This window comes from Massilia rubra (genome assembly GCF_011682065.1).
GTDB lineage: Bacteria > Pseudomonadota > Gammaproteobacteria > Burkholderiales > Burkholderiaceae_D > Telluria_A > Telluria_A rubra.
Genome location: NZ_VUYU01000002.1, coordinates 64,285 through 90,355, shown reverse-complemented (window position 1 = coordinate 90,355; position 26,071 = coordinate 64,285). Strand labels below are relative to the sequence as shown.

At 61.7% G+C, this 26,071-nt stretch carries 22 protein-coding genes and 1 pseudogene; 14 read left to right on the top strand and 9 right to left on the bottom strand.

The window, feature by feature from the left end:
- Positions 1-107 precede the first annotated feature (107 nt).
- The gene (locus F0185_RS03000; RefSeq protein WP_167221480.1) at positions 108-692 is read left to right on the top strand and encodes a PEP-CTERM sorting domain-containing protein; all 585 of its coding nucleotides are present in this window, start codon (positions 108-110) and stop codon (positions 690-692) included.
- A 79-nt stretch (positions 693-771) separates the two neighbouring features.
- On the opposite strand, the gene F0185_RS02995 is transcribed toward F0185_RS03000, so the two are convergent.
- Positions 772-2,310, bottom strand: coding sequence for a helicase HerA-like C-terminal domain-containing protein (locus tag F0185_RS02995; protein WP_167221478.1), 1,539 nt, complete (start codon positions 2,308-2,310; stop codon positions 772-774).
- Positions 2,311-2,419: 109 nt separating this feature from the next.
- Between F0185_RS02995 and F0185_RS02990 the strand changes: the two genes are divergently transcribed.
- Positions 2,420-2,950, top strand: a complete 531-nt coding sequence (locus F0185_RS02990; protein ID WP_223164437.1) for a hypothetical protein — start codon at positions 2,420-2,422, stop codon at positions 2,948-2,950.
- A gap of 64 nt (positions 2,951-3,014) precedes the next feature.
- Entirely contained in the window at positions 3,015-3,605 is a 591-nt protein-coding gene (locus F0185_RS02985; RefSeq protein WP_167221474.1) for a GNAT family N-acetyltransferase, read from the top strand.
- Between the two features lie 131 nt (positions 3,606-3,736).
- Here F0185_RS02985 and prfH read toward each other — a convergent pair whose 3' ends face one another.
- The 5 genes from prfH to F0185_RS02960 form a co-directional block, all read right to left on the bottom strand.
- A complete protein-coding gene (prfH, locus tag F0185_RS02980) occupies positions 3,737-4,366 on the bottom strand; it encodes a peptide chain release factor H (RefSeq protein WP_167221472.1) in 630 nt (209 codons plus the stop codon).
- Positions 4,366-5,559 carry an RNA ligase RtcB family protein gene (locus F0185_RS02975; RefSeq protein ID WP_167221470.1) on the bottom strand — a complete coding sequence of 398 codons (1,194 nt, stop codon included), beginning with the start codon at positions 5,557-5,559 and terminating at the stop codon, positions 4,366-4,368. Before F0185_RS02975 ends, prfH begins: the two co-directional genes overlap by 1 nt.
- A 326-nt stretch (positions 5,560-5,885) precedes the next feature.
- On the bottom strand, positions 5,886-7,346 hold the full coding sequence (locus tag F0185_RS02970; protein ID WP_167221468.1) for a glycoside hydrolase family 5 protein: 1,461 nt from the start codon (positions 7,344-7,346) through the stop codon (positions 5,886-5,888).
- 40 nt (positions 7,347-7,386) lie between these two features.
- Positions 7,387-7,944, bottom strand: a complete 558-nt coding sequence (locus tag F0185_RS02965) for a LemA family protein (protein ID WP_167221466.1) — start codon at positions 7,942-7,944, stop codon at positions 7,387-7,389.
- Between the two features lie 84 nt (positions 7,945-8,028).
- The gene (locus F0185_RS02960; protein ID WP_167221464.1) at positions 8,029-11,115 is read right to left on the bottom strand and encodes a glycoside hydrolase family 48 protein; all 3,087 of its coding nucleotides are present in this window, start codon (positions 11,113-11,115) and stop codon (positions 8,029-8,031) included.
- A 946-nt stretch (positions 11,116-12,061) separates the two neighbouring features.
- Here F0185_RS02960 and F0185_RS02950 point away from each other — a divergent pair.
- Complete coding sequence (locus F0185_RS02950; RefSeq protein ID WP_167221460.1) at positions 12,062-12,703, top strand: VOC family protein; 642 nt, start codon at positions 12,062-12,064, stop codon at positions 12,701-12,703.
- Here F0185_RS02950 and F0185_RS02945 read toward each other — a convergent pair whose 3' ends face one another.
- Entirely contained in the window at positions 12,704-13,141 is a 438-nt protein-coding gene (locus tag F0185_RS02945) for a tetratricopeptide repeat protein (protein ID WP_370663975.1), read from the bottom strand.
- Between the two features lie 23 nt (positions 13,142-13,164).
- Complete coding sequence (locus F0185_RS02940; RefSeq protein WP_167221457.1) at positions 13,165-15,165, bottom strand: bifunctional 2',3'-cyclic-nucleotide 2'-phosphodiesterase/3'-nucleotidase; 2,001 nt, start codon at positions 15,163-15,165, stop codon at positions 13,165-13,167.
- 180 nt (positions 15,166-15,345) lie between these two features.
- Here F0185_RS02940 and prfB point away from each other — a divergent pair.
- From prfB to lysS, 3 genes are all read left to right on the top strand, one after another.
- Positions 15,346-16,450 (top strand): peptide chain release factor 2 gene (prfB, locus tag F0185_RS02935; RefSeq protein ID WP_166885111.1). Its coding sequence is split into 2 segments (ribosomal slippage): positions 15,346-15,426 and positions 15,428-16,450, totalling 1,104 coding nucleotides; the frame shifts between segments, so codons are not numbered across the junction.
- A gap of 3 nt (positions 16,451-16,453) precedes the next feature.
- Positions 16,454-17,119 carry an HAD family hydrolase gene (locus F0185_RS02930; protein WP_167221455.1) on the top strand — a complete coding sequence of 222 codons (666 nt, stop codon included), beginning with the start codon at positions 16,454-16,456 and terminating at the stop codon, positions 17,117-17,119.
- 63 nt (positions 17,120-17,182) lie between these two features.
- Complete coding sequence (gene lysS, locus F0185_RS02925; RefSeq protein WP_166885115.1) at positions 17,183-18,715, top strand: lysine--tRNA ligase; 1,533 nt, start codon at positions 17,183-17,185, stop codon at positions 18,713-18,715.
- A 64-nt stretch (positions 18,716-18,779) separates the two neighbouring features.
- Here the strand turns inward: lysS and F0185_RS02920 are convergent, their stop codons facing one another.
- The gene (locus F0185_RS02920) at positions 18,780-19,352 is read right to left on the bottom strand and encodes a hypothetical protein (RefSeq protein WP_167221453.1); all 573 of its coding nucleotides are present in this window, start codon (positions 19,350-19,352) and stop codon (positions 18,780-18,782) included.
- 194 nt (positions 19,353-19,546) lie between these two features.
- Between F0185_RS02920 and F0185_RS02915 the strand changes: the two genes are divergently transcribed.
- From F0185_RS02915 to F0185_RS02885, 7 genes and pseudogenes are all read left to right on the top strand, one after another.
- A complete protein-coding gene (locus F0185_RS02915) occupies positions 19,547-20,644 on the top strand; it encodes a catalase family protein (RefSeq protein WP_167221451.1) in 1,098 nt (365 codons plus the stop codon).
- Positions 20,645-20,693: 49 nt separating this feature from the next.
- A complete protein-coding gene (locus F0185_RS02910; RefSeq protein ID WP_167221449.1) occupies positions 20,694-21,302 on the top strand; it encodes a hypothetical protein in 609 nt (202 codons plus the stop codon).
- A gap of 7 nt (positions 21,303-21,309) precedes the next feature.
- A complete protein-coding gene (locus F0185_RS02905; protein ID WP_167221447.1) occupies positions 21,310-22,680 on the top strand; it encodes a Dyp-type peroxidase in 1,371 nt (456 codons plus the stop codon).
- A 532-nt stretch (positions 22,681-23,212) separates the two neighbouring features.
- Positions 23,213-23,387 (top strand): annotated as a pseudogene (locus F0185_RS34605) (IS5/IS1182 family transposase); the annotation flags it as partial.
- A 297-nt stretch (positions 23,388-23,684) separates the two neighbouring features.
- Positions 23,685-23,921 (top strand): thiocillin family RiPP, encoded by a 237-nt coding sequence (locus F0185_RS02895; RefSeq protein ID WP_167221443.1) that lies wholly within the window; start codon positions 23,685-23,687, stop codon positions 23,919-23,921.
- Positions 23,922-24,066: 145 nt separating this feature from the next.
- A complete protein-coding gene (locus tag F0185_RS02890; protein WP_167221441.1) occupies positions 24,067-25,005 on the top strand; it encodes an ABC transporter ATP-binding protein in 939 nt (312 codons plus the stop codon).
- A 111-nt stretch (positions 25,006-25,116) separates the two neighbouring features.
- On the top strand, positions 25,117-26,070 hold the full coding sequence (locus F0185_RS02885) for an ABC transporter permease (RefSeq protein WP_167221439.1): 954 nt from the start codon (positions 25,117-25,119) through the stop codon (positions 26,068-26,070).
- Position 26,071 lies beyond the last annotated feature (1 nt).

Here is a 26,071-nt window from a genome sequence, read left to right as displayed (position 1 = left end):
GAGCGCTTCGCTCAAAACAGCTGAAAACTTGAACAATTTGTAATTTCATTTAGTCATCCTTACTGCGCTGACTATAATGTCATTTCTACAAATTGAGGAGATTATCCATGTTCAAGAAAATCGCTGTCGCTCTGCTCGCACTTAGCGCACTGAACGGCCAAGCCGCCGAGCAGGCTTACGAATTCAGCTATACCGGGGGAGAATTGGTCGGGGGCGGGTGGGACGCCAACGTCAGCACCGGCGGCAAGTTTATCGTCGATGACCTGAACGGCGACGGCGTGTTCACTTTGCCGGAAGTGAAATCGTTCAGCTACAGATTCCCGACGGTACCGCATTGTGAAGAAGCGACGATTACCTGTGAGTTGTCGAACTTCAGGTACGATCCCAAAGGCAGTGTCTTGACGCTCGATTATGAACACAGCCATCGGATCGGAAATGGCTCTCCGCCGTTCGATGGCGGTTACATTAGCGAGAGAATTTCCGTGACATCCGGATACAGCTCCTGGGGCCATTACTTTGATCTTGGCGAGGGTTCTTACACCATTTATACAATGACACCCGACACCACATTTGCGATCACCGCGGTGCCAGAACCACACAGCTACCTGATGCTCGGTGTCGGCTTGCTGGCCATTGGTGCGATGCGCCGCCGTGCAAAGCGGGCAACGCCGACAATTGCCAAGGCCATCTGAGCAATTCGGATACAGCGCGGGATGGCCGGCAGCGCGCTGCCCTCCCTGCACCCTGGTGCAGCCGGATACAGCCTGCTGACTAGCGCCGCTTCAGGATCGAGCCCAGCACACCACGGATAATTTCGCGCCCGACCTGCGAGCCGATGCTGCGCGCGGCCGACTTCATCATCGCTTCGACCGGCGACTGACGCTTGCCGCCACCGCCGAACAAGCCACCGAGCATGCCGCCGAGCGAGGTGTCGGGCGCAGTGTCGGGCGCACGGCTGCGTCCGGCGCCGGCCGGCGTCCTGGTGCGCGGCGTGGGCGCGTCCGCTTTTTCCGCCGCTTCACTGGCGCGGGCGGCAATGAGTTCGTGCGCCGATTCGCGGTCGATTCCTTGCTCGTACACACCGGCCACCACCGAGTGCGCCATGGCGCGTTGGCGTTCGGCGGCGTCGATCGGGCCGATCTGCGACGCCGGCGGAAGGATGTAGGCGCGCTCGACCATGTTGGGCCGTCCTTTCTCATCGAGGAAGGACACCAGCGCTTCGCCCAGCTCCAGCTCGGTGATCACCTGGGCGGTATCGAGCCCGGGGTTGGGCCGGAAGGTGTCCGCAGCCGCCTTGACGGCTTTCTGGTCGCGCGGCGTATAGGCGCGCAAAGCGTGCTGCACGCGATTTCCGAGCTGGCCGAGCACGGTATCGGGAATGTCGAGCGGGTTCTGGGTGATGAAAAACACGCCCACGCCTTTCGACCTGATCAGCCGCACCACCTGCTCGATCTTTTGCAGCAAGGGCTTGGGCGCTTCGCTGAACAGCAAATGCGCCTCGTCGAAAAAGAACACCAGCTTCGGCTTGTCCAGGTCGCCTACCTCGGGCAGGTTTTCGAACAGTTCCGACAGCAGCCACAGCAGGAAAACCGCATACAGGCGCGGCGCATTCATCAACTTGTCGGCGGCGAGGATGTTGACAATCCCCCTGCCCTGCGCATCGGTTTGCAGCAAGTCATCGATATTGAGCATCGGCTCGCCGAAAAAGCGGTCGCCGCCCTGCTGTTCCACCGCCACCAGGCCGCGCTGGATGGCGCCGATGCTGGCCGCCGAGATGTTGCCGTAATTGGTGCGAAAGTCGGCCGCGTTCTCGCCCACATATTGCAACATGCTGCGCAAGTCCTTGGTATCGAGCAGCAGCAAGCCATTGTCGTCGGCGATCTTGAACACCAGTTGCAGCACGCCTTCCTGGGTATCGTTCAGGTTCAGCATGCGCGCCAGCAGCAAGGGGCCGAGATCGGAGATCGTGGCCCGCACCGGATGGCCGGCCTCCCCGAACACATCCCAGAACGTCACAGGACAAGCGGCCCAGCCCGGCGCCTCAACGCCCAGTGCGCTGAGACGCTTGGCCATTTTCTCCGACGCGGCCCCGGCCTTGGCCATGCCGGACAGGTCGCCCTTGACGTCCGCCATGAACACCGGCACCCCGATCCCGGAGAGCGCCTCGGCAATCACCTGCAAGGTCACCGTCTTGCCAGTCCCGGTGGCGCCGGTGATGCAGCCGTGCCGGTTGACCAGGGCCGGCAGCAAGTCGAGCATGCGCGGTGGTTGGGATGCATTGTTTTTCGCAATCGGCAGCGGTATGGACATGGCGTCAATCTCCTCGGTGCGTTAGGAAATCAATAGTACCGCATGCCATCGGCATCGATTGGTAGTGGTTTCACGGCAATGATCCAAATGTGGTCCAATAGGCGTCGCGGTGACTTGCCGCGCGCTATTTTCGAGGGAGTCCGGCATGCGTTCGATGATTTTGCTCTGTGCGGCATGGCTATGCGCCAGTAGCGCCCAGGCCGCCAGCGGCGTGACTGCGGGCGGCGTGGTCCTGCTCCAACCTGAACAAGTGATCGGGTCGCGCACGAGCGCCGACAAGCTCGCCCCGTATCTGAAACAGATTGATACTGCCGCTAAGCGGGCATTCAATGCGGCCAACAATGTGCCGGCCTCGGGTGGGTTTTTGGTGGTGGCGATGCGACCGGGCGAACAATCCAGATTCTGGCTCGATTTTCATCCGCCCTTGCCGCCGGCCTTGGTCAAGGAGCTGCTTGCCGGCGCGCAAGCCGTGCGGGTACCGGCGGTAAAAGGCACTGTCGTGGTTGCGATGAAATATGGCGTCGCCGGCGGCAGTGCGCCATCGCAGCCGACGCCGTCACCGCCCGAATGGACTGCGGCAGCCAAAGCGGCGGGCGTGCCGCTGGAAACCGGCGATCTGGTCGAACGCATCTGGAAATAATCGCCATCCGGCCATCAACACAGTCCCCGCCCACCCTAACACCGTTCCACCAGACGAGGAATTTATGGAAACACCTTGGATCAAGCCAGATCTTCTGCTTCAAGGAAAGAATATTGAACTTCGCCCGCTTCAGTTCGACATGCTCGACGCCTTGTTCGCCGTCTCGCAAGATGCCAACATCTGGCGCCTGACCTCGGTCGACTACTCGGTCCGGGAAAATTTCTATCCCAACTTCACCGCCGCACTCAAGGGACGGGAAACTGGCAAGGCTTACCCATTTTTGATTTGCCTGACGGGCACTTCGCAAATTATCGGAACGACGCGGCTTCTGGAGATCTTTCCAGAAGACCGCAAGCTGGAAATTGGCGTGACATGGCTGGCAAGCGAGTATTGGGGCACCGGGGCGAATGCCGAGTGCAAGTACCTTCTTCTTGAGCATTGCTTTGATACCTTGAAGGCGAACCGCGTTCAATTCAGGGCAAAGTCGGACAATGCGAGATCGCGACGCGCCCTCGAGAAGATCGGCGCGACCTTCGAGGGCGTTCTCAGGAAGGACAAAATTGAGCCGGGCGGCAATGCCAGGGACACGGCGTTTTTCAGTATCCTTAGCGAGGAGTGGCCCGACCTGAAGCCCACGCTGGCAGCGCGCTTTTAGCCCGCTCGCGGAAACTGTCGATATTCTGACAAACCATGCGGCAAATCACTGCGCTTTTCAGGGGGCAGGCATCGTCGGGCGCCCCATGCCAGCCCCAAGACGGCGCTGGCATGAGGCTGACGATCAATCGATCAGATCACCTTTTCCACAAAACCCATGCCCACGAACACCCGTCCCGCGTTACCGCGTTCGGCCTGGAAATGATGCATGCGGCGGTCGGACTTGTTCTTGCCTTCCTCCGATTTCGCCAATTCCCCCAGTTTGCTCAGCAATAGCTGCGCGGCCAGCCGCTTGTTGGCATGCTGGCTGCGTTCGGTCTGCACCTTCACCGACAAGCCCGACGCCACATGCGTGGCCCGGATTGCGCTATCGGTCTTGTTGACATGCTGCCCGCCGGGACCCGATGCGCGTGTCGCTTCGTAGCGGATCTCGCCGAACTCGGTCGACACGGCCGGCGGGGCAAACGCGGCGCCATTGAGGAACCAGTTCTTGCGCTTGTGCAGCTTGCGGTAAGGACTTTCGCAAATCCACTGGATGCTCCCGCACCAGCGCGCAGCCAGTTCCCGTTCAGCTTCGGCGGGACCGTCCAGCTCCAGCAGCACCGAGCGCAGGGTGCCACCAACCGGCCCGTCCAGTTGCTCCACCACGCTCACCGTCACTCCCGCCTTGTGCGCCTCGCGGCCCAGTTGCGCGAGCGCTTTTGTGACCGCCAGGCAGCATTCCGCCGGCCCGGTATTGGCTGTAATTTGTAACCAGATCATCAGCAGCACTCCCCACGCGTTTTGTAGGTCAGCACAGGCTTGCTTCTGGATACCACCTTGACCAGTCCCGCACCCACCAGCGAGCCGAGCACGCTATCGACATTCTTGTACGCCTGCGGCGCTTCTTCATAAATCAGCGCGCGGTCATTGCAGATGACGCGCCCGCCCATCGACGTGCGGCTCAACTGCGCTGGCGTCGCCAGTTTGTCGAGGCGGCCCTTGCAATCGGTGCGCTGCCACTTGCGCCCTGCCCCGTGCGCCAGCGAATGCAGGCTCAGTTCACCGGCGGACAGCACCGGCTCGATCAGGTAACTATAGTCGTCGCGCGAACCGGGCAACATGACCAGGCCCTGGTCGCTCGGCGTGGCGCCCTTGCGGTGCAGCCAGCCAGCGTGACCGTCAATGTGCGCCGGCGTCACCGTGTTGTGGTGAACGTCGAGCACGCGCACAGCCTCGCAACGCAGGCGATGGAAAATGCGCGCCGCGATCAGCGAGCGGTTCACTTCCGCGTACAGCAAGGCCGCGTCGTGCTCGCGCAGATACGCAAGCGCTTCCGGGCTGCCGTCTTGCAGACCGGCGTGACTGTGCGCGTCAACGTGCGCGCGCAAAATTACCTGCCCGAGGCCGCGCGAGCCGCTATGCACCAGCAATTGCAGGCACTTGCGCGCCAGTGCCGTGCGTCCGATCACCTCTTCATCTTCGACCGCATCGATCACCTGAAGTTCCGCGAAGTGGTTGCCACGGCCGATGGTGCCGAGCGAGCGCAGCGGCGCAAGGTCGAGCCCGGCCGCGGCCAGCGCGGCCGACAGCGCCTCAATGCGCGCGGACCAGGAAGGATCGCGGCGTTCGAGATCGGCCCATTCTTCCTCGTCGATCACATCGTCGAGGTTGCCGATCTGCTTGTCGATCTTGTCGAGCTTGGCCTTGCCCGCGAGGATGTCGGTTTGCCACAGCGCCATGCCGCAGCCGATGTCGTTGCCGACCAGCGCCGGATACAGGCGTCCGGTGGAAAAGAACGCAGCCCCGACGGGATAGCCGCGCCCGGGATGCAGGTCGGGCAAGCCGACCACGCGTTGCATGCCGGCCAGTGCGGCCGTGGTTTTGGTTTGTTGTATTGCAGCGTCTTCGAGCCACAGACGGTCGGACGCGATGATCGAAATACGATCAGAAATATGCTGAACAAAATTGCCCATGTGATGCCAATCCAAAAAGAATACGAATACGGATTGGGCGCTGGCGGAGCGCTGACGATGAACTCGTCAAGAGAGGGCTAAACGGTGCGACAGACGGGCGTATGCCGTCGGTTCAGTGCAGGAGATTAGCCAGCCAGACCCAGAAAAGGAGCGGTAGTGTTCAGTTTTTGCATGATCGATCTCCTTTTCTAAAATGGTTGGCCTGCTTGGGAGTGCGATATTAGGGGATTTTTTGCGCTGATGCAAGTGCTAATTTGCCACTATTTTGAAACCGTAGCGAAATTATTTCCTAACCGGGGTCAGACCCCGGTTAAGAAACAATTGACTTAGCGAACGGCGCAGAAGCCGAACGATTGGCTCGATTTCGGCTGCACGGTCGCGTTATAAGCCTGGCCCGATGCGGTCAAGGTGGCGCCAGTCTGGGTGTAGACCGCGTTCCACAGGTTGTTGATCTTGCCCTGTACCGGCACGTTGATCTTCCACACCACCGGCGTGGTGCCGCTGTTGTTCACGTTCACTTCAGCACAATAACCGGCCGTCCAGTCGGAATTGATCTTGACCACGGCCGTGACCGCCGGGGTTGGCGTTGGGGTCGGGGTCGGGGTCGGTGTTGGCGTTGGCGTCGGGGTTGGCGTAGGCGTAGGCGTAGGGGTCGGGGTTGGCGTCGCACCCGCCCACAGGTTTTTCATCAAAGCCATCTTGTCCGGCCACACGGTTTTCCAGTCATCCTGCAAAATACCGCCGGTGTCGCCGCTGTTCGGATTGAGCGTCCAGTAGAACGAGCTGATCATGCCGCGTTCTTTCAGGTATTTCACCAGCGCATCCTGCCAGACCTTGTCTTTCGGATTGCCGCCGCCATGACCGTACTTGCCGCCCCACTCGCCCAGCACCACCGGATAATCCTTGGCGAACTTGCCCCACTGCTGGTCCCAGATCGCCGGCATATTGGCCGGGAAGTTGGCCGCCTTGAAGTATTCCATCTCGAACACGTCAGGACCGTAGACGTGCGGCGACAGCACCAGCTTGTTGCGCGGAATATCGAGCGTCTTGCAGTTCAGCGGCTCCAGGTTGCCGCCCCAGAAGTGACCGTACTGGCCCTGGCAGCCGCCCGAATTACTGGCGATGCCTTCGACAAAGATCAGCAGGTTCGGATTGACCGCCAGAATGCGCTTAGACGCGCGCTCGGCCGCCAGGTTCCAGTCGGTACGCGTATTGCCCGTGCCCCAGGTCGCCTGGCCGTGCGGCTCGTTTTTGATGTCCAGGCCAACCAGGTTGCGCAGGCCGGAATAATGCTGGGCCAGGTATTCCAGGTCGGTCAGCCACTGTTCTTCGGTGTACTGCGGCGTTGTCCACAGTTCCGAAATCGCCTGGCAATCCGGACGGTGATGGTCGAGCAGGATGTAGATGCCGCGGCGGTCGACTTCTTTCAGGAACACGTCGAGCCACTGGCGCGAGTTCAGGCCGACCAGGTCCGGATTGGCCAACGCGTCGATATTCGGCTTGACCGATGATTCGCGGAAGGTGGCCGGGCACACCGGAATGCGCAGGGCATTGAAGCCCTCCGCCTGCACCTGGTCGAGCATGCTCTTCCAGTTGCGCGTCCACAGGCCGTGCACCGAACCGTCGAAGGTCTCGAAGCCGAACCAATTCACGCCCTTGAGCGTGACCGGGCGATTGGCATCGTCGAGGATCTTGTTGCCGGATACGGTAAAGGCGTGACCGGCGCTGGCCGCGAAGGCCAGGCCCAGCGACAACGCCAGTTTACTTGCAAATTTCGGGGTAATCATGAAGCATCTCCAATAAGTGAGAGGACTTGAAGCGAACCGGTCAAAGCCCGGCTGGTAGCGGCCGGTAACCGGTCACCGCTGCGACCGCGGCACCCGGGAAGGTGCCGACCAGGGCGTTGTAGCCCTCGGCCGATTTTCCGTAACGGCTGCGGGCATCGGCCAGCGCAAGCTCGTCTTGCGGCAATTTGCCGCGTAGTTCCTTGAGCGAAGACACGGTCTCCAGCTCGGGCGCGCCACGGGTGCCCGCCAGGCGGTACAGCACGCCGGTCAGCTCTCCCTGGTAGCGCTTGTAGTTGTCGACCGCTTCCGGGTCGTTCAGCACGCCGCTGTTGGTGGGCAAGGCCGCTGCACGCACCAGGCTGGTACGGGCCTGGTCGATGAAGGCCGGATCGAGTCCGCCGGCGCGCGCCGCGCCTTCCAGCGCCGTGCTGCCCAGGCGCGCACGCGCCGCGTGGATCTGGGTCAGGTCGTGCCAGGCCTCGGCGCCGCCGGCCCGCGCTTCGCTGAGCTTGCCGTAACTCATGGTACCGCCGACGCCGGCGGCGGCGACCACCACCGCGAGCACGGCGATGGCAGCGTGGCTTGAACGAATCGTCATGGTCGTCCTCCTCTGTTTGGGAATACAAAATTCAAATGCAAAAAATCCGCGCGGGCCAACAAGGCCCGCGCGGACGACTGACAATTACTTCACAGCGATGGTGCAGCTACGACCAGCCCAGCTCAGGCCGGTTGGCAGCACTTTGGCGCCGCTGTAAGCCAGTTGCATGCCGATCTCGACGTTGCCGCCGGCGGCGATGGTCGCGTTCCAGGCTGCCGGCACGGCGTTGAACGCACGGCCGCTCTGGGTCACGGTAGCGCCCCACGAGTTGCTCAGGGTCACGTCGTTCGACGCGGTCCAGTTCAGTGCCCAGCCGGTAATCGGCGCGGTGCCGGTGTTACGCAGCGTGACCCGTGGAACCTGGCCCGAACCCCAGTCGTTGGTGGTGTCGAAGTCGACAGCGCAACCGCCGGTCTGCACATCCTTGTCCGCTTCGGTCGCTACCGCGTTGACCGTTGGGGCCGTCGGAGCGCTGACAGCGAAGGTGGCGCTACCGTTGACGGTGTCCGCATCGACTGCGGCGGCGATCGTCACGGCCTGGGTCAGGTTCCAGTTTGCTGGCGTGAAGGTCAGGGTTGCACCACCGGCGACCGAGAGGTCGGTGTCACCGCTCAGGCGGGCAACGCTCACCGTCACGTTGGCTTTTGGCGCGGCTGCCAGGCGGACCTGGAAGGTGCGCGATGCGCCTTCCGGAACCGACAGCGGCGCACCGGTCACCACCAGCGACACAGGAACGACCACATCGCGGTCGGCCTCGGTAGCCACCGTCGTGGCGCTCAGGTAACCAGGCGCCGTGAAGGTGAAGTTGGCGCTGCCATTGACCGCATCGGCGTCCACCGCGGCGCTGATCGCCACGGCTTGCTGCACGTTGTAGTTGGCCGGCGTGAACAGCAGGCTGGCCTGTGGTGCGGTCAGGTCGACGTCGCCGCCGGCTGCCTTGGCGACGGCCACCGTGACGTTGGCGGCAGGCGCTTTCGACAGGGTGATGCCGACGCTGCCGGAACCGCCTTCAGGCACGTTGATGGCGCTGGTGCTGGCCACGATCGACGGCGTATCGGTGCCGCCGATGATGTTGGCGTAATCGGCCAGCGCATTGGCGATATCGGCCTGGGCCCAGAAGCGGTGGTAGCGCCAGGTTGGTGCCGGGCCGCCGTCCAGGTAGGCTTTCAGCTTAGGCCACTGCGGATCGTCCTTGTATTTCGGGCGGATGCTCAGGAACGTCGCGCTCGAATCGATCGTTGCGCCCTGGGCGTTGGTGCCGGTCCAGCCCTGTGGAATGTACACGCCCGAACCGGTGGCCGGATCGTAAGGCTGGGTAAAGCGTTTGTAGTCGGCGCGGGTTTCGTCGACCACCAGGCCAACCGAATCCTGGTGCTTGGCCCACATGCGGTCCAGCAGCTGCTTGGCCAGTACTTTGGCGGGCTCGTTGTTGGCTTTGGCGCCGTAGTAGATCAGGGTGCGGGCCAGGGCCGCTGCGATACCGACGTCGTTGGTGCTGTCGACGATTTTCACGCGCAGGCCGGCATTCGCGCCAGGGGTAGCCGCGTTCCAGGTGTCAGGCGCGCCGGACCATGCCAGGGTGTTCGGGATGGTGTAGGTGCCGTCCGCTTTCAGGACCGTGTTGGCCGATGCCCAGGCAACCCATTTGTCCAGCACCGCTTTGGCGCGCACGTCGCCGCTGGCGTAGTAGTACTCGGCCACGCGCTGCATCGACCAGGCCTGGAAGCCGAACCAGGTGTTCGAGGCCGGATCGTGGTAAACCGGTTTTTCATCGTAGAACATGCCGTGGAAGGTCGGGGTGCCTGCCGGTGGGGTCAGGTAATCGCCGCCCCAGCTGTTGGTCGCGCCGCCGGCGATTGCGCCGTCAGCCGATTGCAGCCAGCGGTAGAATTCCATCTGGCGGGTCAGGCTCTTGCCCCAGTCGCCAGCGGCGGTTGGCGACTGCGGCTTGAAGTCGGCCTGGGTCGACAGCGCCCATGCAGCCAGCGGATTCTGGTAACCGAAGTGGTTGTGGCTCGAACCGATGCGCCATGCCCAGCCGGCGTTGGAGTCGGTTGCGCCGCCCCATGCGTAGTACCAGCTCATCAGGTAATGCTGATTGTCGCGTTCGCCATTTGCATCCGGCTGGCCATTGCCGCCCGGGCACGAATTGGCATTGGTGCAATTGCCGATTTTCTTGAAGTACTTGTCGAACATGGCGTAGCGCAAGAAGTCGCCCATCTTGGCCGCTTTGGTGACCAGGTCGGCCACTTGTGCGCTCTTGCCTTGCTGCTTGGCCCAGACCGATGCCCAGTACACGGCTTGCACGGCGCGCGCATCGGCGTCAGGTGCATTGGTGTAGCGGAACTGCTTTGCGCGGTTGTTGTCGCCGATGAACAGGCCGAGGAAGCCTTCGCCGCCGCCGTTTTTGCCCCATTTAAAGGTTTCGCACGATGGGTGCGGGACGGTTTCCCACACCGATTCCTGGGAACCGCGCTGGAAGGTGTTGATGTACGACGGACGCGTGGTGCCGTCGCCGCATTTGCCGTAGCCGTACCAGTTATCCACGTCCAGCAGCCAGTGCATGCCGTAGATATTGCTGGTGCCGTAGGTCGACTTGAGTTCGTTGGCGATCGGATCCTGGCCGACCGGCACGCCGCCGTTCAGCGGTGCCGGGTACTGCTTCGGCAGGTCGTACTCGGCGGCGTAGGTCGCCGGTTTGCCTGGGTTGTAGAAGCTGTTGGTCGGCTGGTCCGACTGCGATGGAATGATGTACTTTTCCATGTTGGCCCAGGCCGCGTTCAGCGGACCCCAGTCGCCGGTGGCGCGGCCGTACTGCGCTTCCATCCACAGCCAGTAGCTGTACGCTTCCGAGGTAGTTTCGTGGCCGTGGTCCGGTGCTTCGACCATCAGCGTTTCGATCGAGTGGTACGGCACGCCTTCTTTGCTGAAGTAACCGTTCGCAGGATCTTTCATCTTCTTGTACTGGGTCAGGAAGCGCTGCGTGTATTCCGCATCGGCGGCGGCGTGGGCCGTTGCCATCATCGGCAGGCTGATCGCCGCGGCGCTGGCCGCCGTGATGGACAGGGCCAGCAGGCCGCGCATCGCGCTGCGCGCCAGGCTCCGGCCGCTGCCGCTGTTGCGCAGGGCGTCGGTGACGGCGTTCAGTTTAATCTTGGACATCGAATTCATTCAGGAGTCTCCTCGCAATTGTCGTACTTTATGGCGTGCGTGAATCACGTTCGCCGGCATGGTTGTCGCCATCGTTCCGGATGCACCGGTGCGGATGACGCTTGTTTCATTGTGTTTCCCGCGTTCCGGTCCGTGGCGGGCGGCCACGGCGCGGTTCACGTTGCGCCAGCCGCCGCCTGCCGGAGCAGGAAACAACTTGCGCCCGAAGACAGGTGGATGCCTTCGCTGTCTGCACGCGCCGCACCTTCCACTGCCCAGAGCAAGGCTGCGACGCCCACAGGGCCTGCTCGGTGAGGCCGGCCATGCCGTCCCCGCGCTACGCAGGTTTGAAAACGTTTTCAACTCTTTTTCAAAAAAAACGATCAAATGACCGTATTTTGTCGAATCACCGTGGCGACGGACGTGTCCGGGCCAAGGCACACCATGGGGTGACAAAAACAGCTTGTCGCCTAGGTATGGACGCAATGTATCGCTTGCAAAGGTTAAATGTCAAGAACACAAAAATGAGGTTTTTTGCATTGCACATATAGCAATTGCTGGGTGAAAACAGGTGTGTTGATTGTGGAGCTTTGCAGAACCGTTTCCAGAAAAAAGAACAAGTATCGCCGTCAACAACGGGGCTTTCACGGCTTTCATAGAAAAACGGCCGAAAAACCACACAAAATAATGATGCTTGGTGTTCAAGATCACCTGCGAAAAAGAAATGTTAAATTCCTTGGTGTGCATATCCGCCGCCGGCAACTAAACAGCGCTTTTATCTGCTAAACACGCGTGGCGAAAAACTGACGCTGAAAAAGTTTCATATCCTTGAAATCGCTTTCATGCTAAATAGCGTTTTACTTATGCATTTTCTGCGGAGTGACCCGCTTCGATGCGGCGTCCAGGCTGCTCGCGGTGCTACCATCTTGTGTCTTTCATCGCCAACCACGCCGGAAAGTGACGCCGCATGCCCGCCTGCCAGCTCGACCACATCACCATCACCGCACCCACCCTCGCCCGAGGCGCCGCCTGGATCGAGGACAAGCTTGGCGTCAGCCCCGCGCCGGGCGGCAAGCATCCCGCGATGGGCACGCATAACCTGCTGCTGCGTCTCGGCGACGCCCTGTTTTTGGAAATCATCGCGATCGATCCCGATGCGCCGCCACCGGCCCGCGCGCGCTGGTTTGCGCTCGATACGCTCGGTGCCGATGCGCAGCCAGCGCTGTCGACCTGGGTCGCGCGCACCAGCGACATTGCGCGCGCCGCCGACGCGGCCGGGCCGGTCGGCGCGCTCGGCGCCATCACGCCCATGAGCCGGGGCGCGCGCAACTGGCTGATCACGATTCCCGACGATGGCGGCCTGCCGCTGGACGGCGTCGGTCCCGCGCTGATCGAATGGGATACCGGGCCGCACCCGGCGGCCGGCATGCCCGATCTTGGCCTGTCGCTGGACAAGCTGGAACTGTTTCATCCGGAGCCGCAACGCGTGCGCGCGCTGCTCGACGCCATCGGCATGCACGCACCGGTGACGGTGGTGCCGATCGACGCTGGCGCAAGGCCCTGGCTGCGCGCGCACATCGACACGCCAGCCGGCCGACGCATTCTCTGATTAGTGCGCTTGCGCCCGGTGGGTCATCGCGTGCGCCGCCTCGCGCAGCAGCTGGGCGGCGCGCTCCGGGTCGCGCGGGTAGCCCAGCGCGCCTTCCTGCACATACATGGCCATCTGCTGGAGCGCTTCCGGGTGCTCCAGTTCAGCAGCCGCTTCCAGCCAACGCCGCGAGGCCGCCAGGTCCGCCGTACAGCCCTCCCCCGCCGCCAGCATGGTCGACACGGTGAACATGGCCGGCGCATGGCCGCGCCGCGCGCTCGACGCGATCAGCGCAAACGCGCGCAACGGCTCGCGCGCGGTGCCGATGCCGTTGCGGACCATGCGCCCAAGGTCATACGCGGCCTGCGGGTCCTGCGCGGCCGCTTGCCGCAAGCGCGCCATGACGGCGGCGTCGGCCGCGTCGAGCGGCTGGGCGTGCGCCACGCCGCCGCAAAACACGACTGCCAAAACCAGGCGCCGTATCATTTCGACAGATCGACCGCGTACAGGGCAAAGCCCTTGCCCATCCCATCGTCGGCGCGCAGTTGCGACACATTGGCAAGGCCGGCCCGCTGCGCCAGCGCCAGCAGGCCCGGCGCGGAATGGAACACCACCGGGCCGGCGGTACGCACTTTGGCAAAGCGCCAGCTGCGCTGCTGGCCGTTCTCCGCGCGCGTCAGGTTCTTGACCTCCTTGATGTACCCGATCAGCACATCGCGATTGGCGTCCGGCGCGGCCACGGCGGTCTTGCTGCCGTCCAGGCCCGGAAAACCGCCGCCGCCGCTGGCGCGGTAGTTATTCGTCGCCACCAAAAACTCGTTCGAGGCAGTCACCGCCTTGTCGCGGAAGCGCAGGTTCTTGATGCGCTGGCCCGGCACTTTGGTCACATCGATCTCGTAACTGACTTCCTTGGTCGTCATGGCGTCGAAGTTATAGGTCGGGAACGCGGTATTGACCAGCTCCTGCGGCGTCGTCAGCTCCGGGTCGATGGTGTTGAAGCGCCCTGCCGCGTGTTCCAGCCACGCTTTCAGCTCCCCGCCATTGACCTTCACGGCGTACAGCGAATTCGGATACAGGTACAAGTCGGCCGCATTGTTGAGCGCCAGGCTGCCGGCCTTGACGTCGGTGTAATCGGTCACGCCGGCGGTGCCGCCCTTGAACGGCGACGCCATCGACAGCACCGGCAAGGCTGCGTATTGCGGCAGGTTGGCCTTGACGTATCTGCTCACGTAATCGGCCTGCGCCAGGTTGACCACCGCAATGGCCGTCACATCGCCCACATCGGCAAAATAGGTCGACATGCGGAAATCGGTCGCGCCGACCGGCGTCTTGACGTAGCCGATGGTGGCTTCATGCTCGCCCGCGACCAGCGCCGCAATGGCCGGATCGGGCGCAATGAACGATTTGTCGGCCTGCTGCGCGGCGCGCGCCTCCACCGTGGTCTGGCTACGGTCGACCACCCAGCGCTGGCCGTCGTACGACAGGTGCAGGCCGATCACGCCAAGGTGCTTGCCCCACAGGTTGGCCATCACGGTCGGCACGCCGTTGACCAGGCCCTTGACCTTGTCCACGCCCGGCAGGTTAAATTGCGGAACGGTGCTGGACGCGTTCGGGAACGGCAGGTGCGAGTGCCCGATCAGCATGGCGTCGATGCCCGGCACTTTGGACAAATGCCAGTTCCCGTTTTCCATCGACGGCTGGTAGGTGATGTCGTCCAAGCCGCCGTGCGAAATGGCCACCACCAGGTCCGCCCCTTGCGCGCGCATCTCGGGAATGAACCTGGTCGCGGTTTCACGCAGGCCCTCGGTGTAGACCTTCCCTTCCAGCGACCGCTTGTCCCACGACAGGATGGTCGGCGGCGCAAAGCCGATGATGCCGACCTTCAGCGTCACTGTCAGCGGCTTGCCGTCGGCGTCCAGCGCGGTGATCTGCTTGTCGATGATGCGGTACGGCGCAAACAGCGGCTGGCGCGTCTTGAGGCTGTAGACGTTGGCCAGCACCTGCGGAAAGGCCGGCCCGGCGCAGCGCGGCCTGGCCGCATCGACGCCGTCGACCTCGAAGCGGTTGCCGGTCACCTGGCTCAGGTAAGCGAGGCCGTAATTGAATTCGTGGTTGCCGATCCCGCCGCCGTCGTAACCGAGCTTGTTCATGACCTTGTAGATCGCCAGTGTCTGGTCGCACTTGAGCGGATTGGCCAGCGCCTGGTAGTCGGCCAGCGCGCTGCCCTGGATGGTGTCGCCGTTATCGAACAGCAGATTGTTCGGGAACTGTTGGCGCGCCTGCGCAATCAGGGCGGCGGTACGGTCCAGGCCAAGCGACGGCTCGGGCGCGAGCTTGAAGTAATCGTATCCGAGCACGTTCGAATGCAGGTCGGTCGTCTCCATCACGCCGACCACCGCCGTGGAACCCTTGGTCGGCGTGGCGGCGCCCGCGACGGCGCAGAACATCAGGGGCAGGACGGAAATGTAAATTTGATAACGCATAGCGGGCGCTTTCGGGCGAGTGGACGGGGGAAGCTGGCATCGACGATGGCAACATAATTCGCAGCATAATACGCAGCCATGCCACGCCGATCAAGCAGGGTGCGCGGCGGGGACCGGAAATGTGGCGCGCTGGGGTATAATCGAAGGTTCGATTTAACCAATTCATAGACCGGAAACGCCATGGAAGCCGAACGCATTAACGCCCTCTCCGCCCTGCTCAACGACCTGACGGATCGTGAAGCCGAACTTCGGAGGTATCTTTGACTTCGATAAAAAGTCAGAGAAGCTCGAACAAGTCAACGAAGAACTAGAAGATCCAACCGTCTGGAACGATCCGAAACGCGCCCAGGCTCTCGGTAAAGAGAAGAAGGAGCTCGAAGGCGTCGTCCATACGCTGATCAAGGCGGACGCCGACCTGAAAGACGCGAACGACCTGTTTGCCATGGCGCGCGAAGAAAGCGACGACGACACGCTCGAAGCGGTCATCGTCGACACCGACGCCATCAAGGCCGTGGTCGAAGCCATGGAGTTCCGCCGCATGTTCGGCAATCCGATGGACGCCAACAACTGCTTCATCGACATCCAGGCCGGCGCCGGCGGCACCGAAGCCCAGGACTGGGCCTCGATGCTGCTGCGTCAATACCTGCGCTATTGCGAACGCAAAGGCTTCAAGGTCGACATCCTGGAGCAGTCCGACGGCGAGGTGGCCGGCATCAAGACCGCCACCCTCAAGGTCGAAGGCGAATACGCCTACGGCCACCTGCGCACCGAAACCGGCGTGCACCGCCTGGTGCGCAAGTCGCCATTCGACTCGGCCAACGGGCGCCATACGTCGTTCACCAGCCTGTTCGTGTACCCCGAAGTCGATGACTCGATCGAGATCGACGTCAACCCGGCCGACATTCGCGTCGATACCTACCGCGCGTCCGGCGCCGGCGGCCAGCACATTAACAAAACCGACTCCGCGGTCCGCATGACGCACGGCCCGACCGGCATTGTGGTTCAGTGCCAGAACGACCGCAGCCAGCACCGCAACCGCGCCGAAGCGATGGAAATGCTCAAGGCGAAGCTGTACGAGCACGAACTGCGCAAGCGCATGAGCGAACAGCAAAAGCTCGAAGATTCGAAGACCGACGTGGGCTGGGGACACCAGATCCGTTCCTATGTGCTCGATCAGTCGCGCATCAAGGATTTGCGGACCAACTTCGAAACCGGCAACACCAAGGGCGTGCTGGACGGCGACCTGGACGACTTCATTTCGGCCTCACTCAAGCAAGGCGTGTAATTCATGACCGCTACCCGACGCGCATTCATCTTCGACATGGACGGCACGATCGTCGACAACATGTCCTTTCACACCGACTCCTGGATCGCATTCTTCCAGCGGCGCGGCAAGGACATCGACGCCGACGAGTTTTTCCGCACCACGGCCGGCCGCCAGGGCAAGGAAATCATCCGCGCCCAAATGGGCGAGCACCTCGATGACGACGAGGTGCGGGTCCTGAACGACGAAAAGGAAGTGGTCTACCGCGAACTGTACGAGCCGCACCGCAAAACGGTGACCGGCTTCGACCAGCTGATCGCGCTGGCCAAGGAGCATGACGTGGCGCTGGCCGTGGCCACCGCCGCGCCCAACGCCAACATCACGTTCACGCTCGATGGCCTGGACCTGCGCCGCCATTTCGACACCGTGGTCGGCGCGGCCGATGTTGCGCGCGGCAAGCCGCATCCGGACGTGTTTTTGCTGGCGGCCGAGCGCTGCGGCGTCGCGCCCGAGCACTGCATCGTCTTCGAAGACGCGCCGCTGGGCGTGGAAGCGGCGCGCCGCGCCGGCATGCGCGCCGTGGTGCTCACCACCACCCTGCCCGCCGACGCCTTTGCCGAATTCGACAACGTGATCCACGTCGCCAGCGACTTTTCGGACCTGACGATCGACGAGCTGTTTTCGTCCTGATTGTTTCCGTCTTAATTAATAGCTAATCCCACACCTGCAACAACCTCTATAGCGATACCTACCATGACTACGGACACCCAAGACCAAGCACCCGCCCCGGCAGATGAAAACAGGCTGATCGCCGAACGCCGCGCCAAGCTGGCCACGCTGCGCGAAGGCGGCATCGCCTTCCCTAACGATTTCCGTCCGCAGCACAAGGCGGCGAAGCTGGTCGAAGAGTACGCATCGAAGACGCGCGAAGAACTCGAAGCGACCGAGGTGCCCGTGGTCCTGGCCGGGCGCATGATGCTCAAGCGCGAAGCCGGTAAAAAAGCCGTGTTCGCAACCCTGCAGGATTCGTCCGGCCCGCACGCCGACGGCCGCATCCAGATCTACGTCACGCTCGACAAAACCGGCGAAGCGGCCATGGAAGCGTTGAGCCACTACGACCTGGGCGACATTCTCGGTATCGAAGGCACCCTGTTCAAGACCAAGACCGACGAACTGACGGTCAAGGTAACGACCCTGCGCCTGATCACCAAGTCGCTGCGTCCTTTGCCGAGCCATTTTCATGGCCTGTCGGACCAGGAAACCAAATACCGCCAGCGCTATGTGGACCTGATCACCAACGACCAAACGCGCCGCACCTTCAAGGCGCGCACCGCCGCCATGTCGTCGATCCGCCGCTTCATGGAAAAGAACGACTTCATGGAAGTCGAAACGCCGATGCTGCATGCCATTCCTGGTGGCGCCGCCGCGAAGCCGTTCGTCACCCACCACAACGCGCTCGACATGGAAATGTTCCTGCGCATTGCGCCGGAGCTGTACTTGAAGCGTTTGGTGGTCGGCGGATTCGATCGCGTGTTCGAAGTGAACCGCAACTTCCGCAACGAAGGCGTCTCGCCGCGTCACAATCCTGAATTCACCATGATGGAATTCTACGCGGCCTACACCGATTACCAGTGGATCATGGACTTTACCGAAGCGGTGATCCGCCAGGCCGCCATCGACGCCCACGGCACCGCCGAACTGACTTACGGCGGCAAGCCGCTCGACCTGTCCAAGCCGTTCCGCCGCATGACCATCGTCGGCGCAATCAACGCATACGCGCCGCACTACACCGCGGAGCAGTTGCAGGATGCGGAATTCATCAAGGCCGAACTGTTGAAATTCGGCGTCAAGCCGTTTTCGACCGCTGGCCTGGGCGCGCTGCAACTGGCGCTGTTCGAAGAAACCGCCGAAGCGCAGCTGTGGGAGCCGACCTTCATCGTCGACTACCCGGCCGAAGTATCGCCACTGGCGCGCGCGTCGGATACGGTAGCCGGCATCACCGAGCGTTTCGAGCTGTTCATCGTCGGGCGCGAGCTGGCCAACGGGTTCTCGGAGTTGAACGACTCCGAAGACCAGGCGGCGCGCTTCCTGGCGCAGGTGGAGGCCAAGGATGCGGGCGACGACGAGGCGATGTTCTACGACGCCGACTACATCCGCGCGCTGGAATACGGCATGCCGCCGGCCGGTGGCTGCGGGATCGGCATCGATCGCCTGATCATGCTGATCACCGATTCGCCGAACATCCGTGACGTGATCCTCTTCCCGCACTTGCGCCGCGAAGAGTAAACAACGAAGAGTAAACAACAAAAGCGGGCGCAATGCCCGCTTTTTTAATGGACCGAAGTCGCCATCACAAGGTCCTGGAATACACCAGCGTCCGGGTCTTCACATCGTCGAGGGTTGGCTTGGCCGCGTCGAGTGGCGTCACCTGCAATGTCGCGGCAAGGTAGACATTCACGGTACGATCATTAAACTCGACAATGATAATGGGCTTTCCGACGAACGGTTTCTTGGCGTAGACACGCTCCGGATGGTCATAAGGAATCTGGCGACCGACAATTTCCTTATTGAGGTCGATGACGTGGCTCAGCTCAGTGCCGTCGCGTGAGCGCCACTGCATGTCCATCGGCCCTGCGAAGGTATCGTACGTACCGAACAGGCCGCGCGGCGTGCGCGCGGCATCCGCAGGTGTCTTTTCAGGCGCGACATGGCCTTTATCATCGAACAATCTGTGTGGGGCACCGCCGTATGTCAGCCGTACGTTACTGACTCCGCCGAAACAAAGCAGGCCCAGGTCGTGAGTAGAGTATGTCAGCACGTTGTTGTTGCTGTTATTGTTCGTGGCCGCACATCCCTGTAACAGTAAAACTGCAGCAAATAGCGGAACCAGCGTCTTTTTCGCTAACAAAGCGACTATATTCAATTCATTCTCCTTGTGTTTCCGAAAACATGGACATGGTTTAATCCATGTCATATTGCAATAATACTCCAAGAGCTTCTGGCTTCGCTTGGCCACCACCATACCCCACCGTTCGAACAAACATTCTATCGAACACCCCGGCACTATCGGTACACTCCTCGGTTCCATTGCAATATTACAAACAAGCGAGGAACCCCATGTCTGCCACCACCTACGTCCCTTACAACGACAACCTGGAACAAAAGCAGGAAAACGAAGACCAGATCATCGACAGCGTGGTTGAATCCATGATGCGCGTGAACACCCGCGTCTTCGACAAGCATCGCCACGCCAAGCGCGATGCCCACGCCAAGTGCCACGGCGTGCTGGTTGGCCACGTGACCGTGTATGACAATCTGCCCGCGCACCTGGCCCAGGGCGTGTTCGCCCGCCCGGCCACCTACCCGGTCGTGATCCGCCTCTCCACCGCGCCCGGCGACATCCACAGCGACAAGCTGCCGTCCCCGCGCGGCATGGCGATCAAGATGCTCGGTGTCGACGGCCCGCAGTTCCTGCCCAACCGCCAGGACGCCAAGACGCAAGACCTGCTGCTGGTGAACCACCCCGTGATCGCCTTCGGCCACGCCGCCGCCTACCTCAAGACCCAGAAGCTGCTCGAAAAGCACGCGGACGACCCGGACATGGTGCGCCGCATCGTGGCCGCCCTCGCGCGCGGCGGCAGCAAGGCGCTGCACGCACTCGGCATCGACAACCCCGTGGTCGACACGCTCGGCGCACCAAACAACCATATCCTCGGCGAGACCTTCTTCAGCATGGCCGCGGTGCGCTACGGCGACTACGTGGCCAAGCTGTGCGCCGCTCCTCTTTCCGACAATGTGCGCGCCCTCACCGGCCAGCCGCTCGGCGACGACGCCGACGACTCGGCCCTGCGCAACCTGGTGGTCGACTTCTTCAACGGCCAGGGCGCCGAGTACGAACTGCGCGCGCAGCTACTCACCGACATCGAAAAAATGCCGGTCGAAGACGCCTCGATCGAGTGGCCGCAGGAAGACTCGCCCTACCAGCCGGTCGCCAAACTCACCATCCCGCAGCAGCAGGCGTACAGCCCGGCGCGCCGCGTGTTCGCCGACGACGTGTTGTCGTTCAACCCGTGGCACTGCATCGAGGCGCACCGCCCGATGGGCTCCATCATGCGCGCCCGCATCAAGGCGTATGAAGCGTCGTCCAGGTTCCGTCACGAGATGAACGCGCAGCCGCGCATCGAAATCGACAGCATCGGCCAGGTACCAGATTAAGTAGTCCCGTAGTCAGCATCACCCTTTTTTCAAGACCCAAGGAGCAATCATGAGCGACACCACCCCACAAAACAAATCCTCTACCGACCTCGCGGACATCAAGCGCAAAGTCCAGGAGGTCCTGGGAGACGCCCCCGACCTGCTCAAACTCGCGCTCGAGAACATGTTGCGCGAGCAGGACCCCAACACCGAAGGCCACGCGGGATCGGCCGGCCGCATCGGCCGCCAGTCCGGCAAGATCTCCGAACTGACCGCCATGGCCGACCTGAAGCCGGGCGGCGCCGAGCGCCTGCGCCGCATTTTCAAACTGGTTAACGGTAACTTCAACGGCGCGCAAAAGGTCTCGACCCTGCACGACATGCGCTTCGTCTTTTTCGAAAACGACACCAAGATCCTGTTCGCCACCACCTACGACGGCGACTGGGACACCTACATCGAAGACTTCGCGACCAAGATTCCCGATCTGATGGATTTGCTGTTTTCATCGGTCGAAGGCTGGCCCGGCATCACCGATCCTGGCGTGAAGGACTTCATCGCCGGCAAACAGATCACCGCCGACGGCTGGTACGTCGCCAATCCGAATCTGTCGGTGGTCGAAACGCGCCGCCTGCAAAAACAGAACGACGCGCTCCAGGAATTCCTGGACAAGATTGCTTGAGGTTCCCATGACGATTATCGATACACTCAAGAACCTGGTCCATTCCTCGCCAACGCTGGAACTGGACGACATCCAGGCCACCATCCTGTTCAAGCGCCCCGACCCGTACTACGGCACCCACGTGCTGCTCAAGATCGACCAGGCCGCAGGCGGGCGCGCGCTGCTCTCGCGCCTGGCCCCGCACGTGCGCAGCGCCGCCGATGCGCGCACCAACACCACCGCCTGGATCGCGGTGGCGTTGAGCCACGCCGGCCTGGTGGCGCTGGACATCCCTGAAGATTCGCTGGCCAGTTTTCCGGCCGCCTTCCGCGCCGGCATGGCGGCGCGCGCCGACCGCCTGCAAGACATCGGCGCCAGCGCCCCGGCGAACTGGGAAGCGCCGTACGACAGCGGCGAGGTGCACGTGACGGTGTCGATCTTCGCGCCCGATGAAGCATCGTGGAAGCACGCGCTGGCCACCGCCAAGAACGAATTCGAGAATGTCCAGGGCGTCACCCTGCTCGGCATGCACGACTTCGGCGCGCAGCCGGACAGCCTCAATCCCTTCGGCTACCGCGACAACATCAGCAACCCGGCCATCGACGGCGGCATCGAAGACCTGCTGCCGGGCCAGGGCGACGCCATCAAGGCGGGCGAGCTGATTCTCGGCTATCCGGGCGAATCGGGCGTGCCGATGGCGATGCCGCAGCCCGACGCCTTGGGCCGCAATGGCACCTTTGTGGTGATCCGCAAGTACCAGGCCGACGCCGCCGCGTTCAACCGCTTTTTGCGCGATAACGCCGACGACGAAGCCGGCCAGGAACTGCTGGCGGCCAAGCTGGTGGGCCGCTGGCGCAGCGGTGCGCCGCTCACGCTGGCGCCCGAAAAAGACGATGCGGCGCTGGGCGCGGACCCGAAGCGCAACAACGACTTCACCTACAAGGACGACCAGGCCGGCCTGCAGGCGCCGCACGGTTGCCACATGCGCCGCATGAACCCGCGCGACAGCAAGCTGGCGGTGCTGACCGACGTGAATATCCATCGCATCATCCGCCGCAGCACCACCTTCGGTGCGCCGTGGCGCGCGGACCTGCTGGAAGACGACGGCCAGGAACGCGGCCTGTTCTTCATCGGGATCAGCGCCAAGGCGCCGGAGACGGTGGAGTTCATGCAGGCCGAGTGGGTTGACCACGGGAACTTCATGGACCTGGGCAAGGAGCGCGACCCCATCCTCGGCCAGCAGGATGAAGACAGCACCTTCACCATCCAGAAACGCCCGGTGCGCCAGCGCATCCACGGCATCCAGACTTTCTGCACGGTGCGTGGCGGTGAATACCTGTTCATGCCGAGCCTGACGGCGCTGCGCTGGCTGGCGGGCGAAGGGCGCGACCCGGGCTGACAGGCACGGCTGCATCGCATCCGGGCTGGCGGCAGTAGCGCGTCGCCGGCCGCCCCCCCGTGGTCATTCACGATGGGGGGCATCAATTACCAAGTCACTTACTTCCCAGCATGCTGACGCGCTTATCCCCTGCATCGTCCCGTCCAATCCCCTGATGACGATCATTACCGACGTCCGCTCAAAATCGCGCCCGCATCGAAAAATACATCAAACCTGGAATCGGACGCTAATTGCAAGCCGACCGCCAATTCAGCCCTTATCGCCGCCGGCGACATGATCTTAAAATCCCCCGATTGGCCCGTTGATCTTTTTATCGATCGACCGATTAAGACCTTTTCGCCTCCCGAAACACACGATATCAATTAAGGCGAATATTATTACCGGCGTCCATCCTCCTTGAATAAGCCGCGATCCGACATTAAAAAAACAGACGCAGATCAGGTCTATTTGCAATCGACGCATCCACTTATATAACTGCTCATGCGTGTGAATTTATCGGCGGGTTCGGCATGAAGGAGGGATGTGTGCAGCCGTGACGGCGGCGCGCGTGACGCACTTGCATGACGTGATGGATACGGCCTACTGCAGCAAGGAGCTGCACGGGCACAGCAACGCAAGGCTCAAGGATGAGTTCGGCGGGGCGCAACATCAGGGTGCGCGGCGCGGACAAGGTGATGTCGCACTTGATGTTTGCTTGTGATTTTTGATAGTTCTTGATAGAGGCTGAATGGTTACAAATGATCCAGTCCAGACTCATCTTTTATGTCTTTCATCTTGAATACATCGGCAGAGCCGGGTGTGGCTGAAAAAGCGAACACAGGTACGATTCTTTAAAAAACGCTTGATCGACCGAGATTCCTTTTTCTATAATTTCCTACATAAGTTTTCCAGCCTTCGCAGTTTTTGACTGGAATGAAATAATATTAGCCGCTGTAAATTGCCTACCCGTCTTTAACGGTCGATGCAATTGTCAGTATTTAATTTCTTTTTCGAATGGAGCTTACGTGGAACTGTTTACTTTGGAAAAAAAGCATAGTTATGACTTGACACCGGAAGCGGCGCCAGATGCCAGCGCGGCCTATGGGCCTGCCGACGCGCCGCATGATCAACCCCTGACCGCCGCCTTCAACACAGCCGGGACTGCCGGTACGTTCGGCACTGCCGGCGGCTGCATCGGCACTGTCGGCTCCTTCGGTTCCGCCAATTGCGGCGGGCCGCCAATACCGAAAATGCCGCGGTAGCAGCAATTCTCCATCGGCATCGGTTCCAGGCTCCTATGCGGAATCGATGCCGCCTCCTCATTCATCGACATCCCGGCTTGGGCGACCCTTCGGCCCGCGCGTGAGCGACGACGATGGAGATTGATTGTCCCGTTTTAAAATGCCTATGAACCACCTTGCGAACCATCGGCCCGAGTTCCACGCTGTCGACTTCACCGACGTCAGCAAGCTGTACGGCGACAAAATTGCGCTCGACCGGGTCACTATCCATATCGCTCACGGTGAAGTGATCGGTTTGCTGGGTCCGAACGGCGCAGGCAAGACCACCCTGCTGGAAATTCTCGAGGGCTTGCAGGAGCCAAGTTCAGGCCTGGTTTCCATCTTCGACAAAAGACCGGCCCTGCTCACCCCCGGTGAGCGCGGCAGGATCGGCATCGTGTTCCAGCGCTACGCTCTTCCCTCCGAATTAACGGTGGGGCAGTTATGCGAGCTGTATCAACACATGTATCCGGCTGAGCCTGACAAGAAAGGCTTGATCGCCCAGCTTGGCCTTGCCCACTTGATGACGCAGCAGATAGGCGACCTGTCGGCGGGCCAGACCCAGAGATTGAGTATTTTTGCCGCCTTGTATGGCGACAAATCGCTGGTCGTACTGGACGAGCCGACCTCCGCGCTCGATGTGCGGTCGCGCCGCACGGTGTGGGACGCCTTGCTGTCCAGGAAGCAGCAGCGCAATTTTTCGGGCGTCATTGCCACCCATCACATGGAAGAAGCGATGGAGCTGTGCGACCGCATCTATTTTATCGATAACGGAAAAATACGCATGAGCGGCAACGCCCAGGAGCTGCTGCAACAGCACGCCTGCCGCATCTCGATCAAATTTACCGCCCCCACATGGCTTGTCGACGAACTGAGGGCATCGCTTCCGGCTGACGCGCCACTGACCTTGCATGGGCAGCAACACATGATTTCGTGCGCCTCCCACCAGGCGGCCGGCTTGATCGGCGCTATCTTGCTGCTCGAACAAACGAACGGACTACGACTCAACCTGGTGGTCACGCAACCTTCGCTGGAAGATGTGTATTTGAGCGTGATAGCCAACTAAGGAACCTGACCAATGAATTGCGCCGTTGCCGCGCCATCGCCGTGGCCGATTTTCCTGAGATTTTCCCGCCTTTCGCTTGCCTTTTATCACAGAAGCCTGACGTCGCTAGCCATGACCCTGGTCATTCCTCTCGGCTTTCTGCTGATGTCGAGCTTTACCTACTATGCCAACAGCGGCCCGTTGCCGATCACCATGGGAAGCACCGTGTCGGTCGCGCCGGAAGTGCTCAAGCGCATCGAACAGATGCGGCTGCCCGGGCTCCAGATCGTCCCGATCAGCGGTAACGCGGCGCAGAATGTGCGCGACGGTAATGCCAGGCTGGTCCTGAGCCAGGACGCCGGCGCCCCGACCCCGACCATCTATGCGCTGGAACAGAACAAGGCGATTGCAGAGCTCGTGGCGGTCGCACTGTCGCCCCCCCGTAATCCGCCCGCGTACGCGGTCAGGGTGGCCGCCGATGGCGCCATGTCCTTCGCTTTCCTGCCTGGCTTGCTGATCATGTCGCTCATGAACCTGGCGCTGTTCACGACCGGCGCCAAGTTGCTCAGCGACCGCTCCAAAGGCACCTTGCGCCTGTTCAGGCTGTTCCCGGTCCCGCTGTACCTCATCTTCTCGGCGGAGGCCACGACCAAGTTGCTGCTGGCGCTGGGGCAGTCGATTCTGTTCGTGCTGCTGGGCGACTATCTGCTCGGGCTCAAGCTGAGCTGGTCGACGATTATCGCGAGCATCGCGGTGGCATGCTTGTCCAGCCTGAGCCTGCTCAGCCTGGGGATCGCACTCGGAAGCAACCTGCGCTCGTATTCCAGCGGCATTCACCTGTTCACCATCTTCAATTTACTGATGATCTTCATGGGCGACCTGATCTTCCCGAATACCCAGTATCCGGCGACCCGCATCGTCGCATTTTTCCTGCCGGCCACCCATTGCGTCAACCTGCTGCGCCAGACCATGCTCGACTATCCCCCCAGCTTCAGCATCGCCACCTCGGTCGCATTCCTGGTGCTGTTTACGTCCGGCATGGCGTGGTGGACCTTGAAGGGTTTTCGCTATACGGCGGAGGAATAGA

Bases quoted from the DNA above. Each gene is read 5' to 3' on its own strand.
- F0185_RS03000 (WP_167221480.1), top strand. From the start codon at position 108: ATGTTCAAGAAAATCGCTGTCGCTCTGCTCGCACTTAGCGCACTGAAC.
- F0185_RS02995 (WP_167221478.1), bottom strand. From the start codon at position 2,310: ATGTCCATACCGCTGCCGATTGCGAAAAACAATGCATCCCAACCACCG.
- F0185_RS02985 (WP_167221474.1), top strand. From the start codon at position 3,015: ATGGAAACACCTTGGATCAAGCCAGATCTTCTGCTTCAAGGAAAGAAT.
- prfH (WP_167221472.1), bottom strand. From the start codon at position 4,366: ATGATCTGGTTACAAATTACAGCCAATACCGGGCCGGCGGAATGCTGC.
- F0185_RS02975 (WP_167221470.1), bottom strand. From the start codon at position 5,559: ATGGGCAATTTTGTTCAGCATATTTCTGATCGTATTTCGATCATCGCG.
- F0185_RS02970 (WP_167221468.1), bottom strand. From the start codon at position 7,346: ATGATTACCCCGAAATTTGCAAGTAAACTGGCGTTGTCGCTGGGCCTG.
- F0185_RS02965 (WP_167221466.1), bottom strand. From the start codon at position 7,944: ATGACGATTCGTTCAAGCCACGCTGCCATCGCCGTGCTCGCGGTGGTG.
- F0185_RS02960 (WP_167221464.1), bottom strand. From the start codon at position 11,115: ATGAATTCGATGTCCAAGATTAAACTGAACGCCGTCACCGACGCCCTG.
- F0185_RS02950 (WP_167221460.1), top strand. From the start codon at position 12,062: ATGCCCGCCTGCCAGCTCGACCACATCACCATCACCGCACCCACCCTC.
- F0185_RS02940 (WP_167221457.1), bottom strand. From the start codon at position 15,165: ATGCGTTATCAAATTTACATTTCCGTCCTGCCCCTGATGTTCTGCGCC.
- F0185_RS02930 (WP_167221455.1), top strand. From the start codon at position 16,454: ATGACCGCTACCCGACGCGCATTCATCTTCGACATGGACGGCACGATC.
- lysS (WP_166885115.1), top strand. From the start codon at position 17,183: ATGACTACGGACACCCAAGACCAAGCACCCGCCCCGGCAGATGAAAAC.
- F0185_RS02915 (WP_167221451.1), top strand. From the start codon at position 19,547: ATGTCTGCCACCACCTACGTCCCTTACAACGACAACCTGGAACAAAAG.
- F0185_RS02910 (WP_167221449.1), top strand. From the start codon at position 20,694: ATGAGCGACACCACCCCACAAAACAAATCCTCTACCGACCTCGCGGAC.
- F0185_RS02905 (WP_167221447.1), top strand. From the start codon at position 21,310: ATGACGATTATCGATACACTCAAGAACCTGGTCCATTCCTCGCCAACG.
- F0185_RS02890 (WP_167221441.1), top strand. From the start codon at position 24,067: ATGAACCACCTTGCGAACCATCGGCCCGAGTTCCACGCTGTCGACTTC.
- F0185_RS02885 (WP_167221439.1), top strand. From the start codon at position 25,117: ATGACCCTGGTCATTCCTCTCGGCTTTCTGCTGATGTCGAGCTTTACC.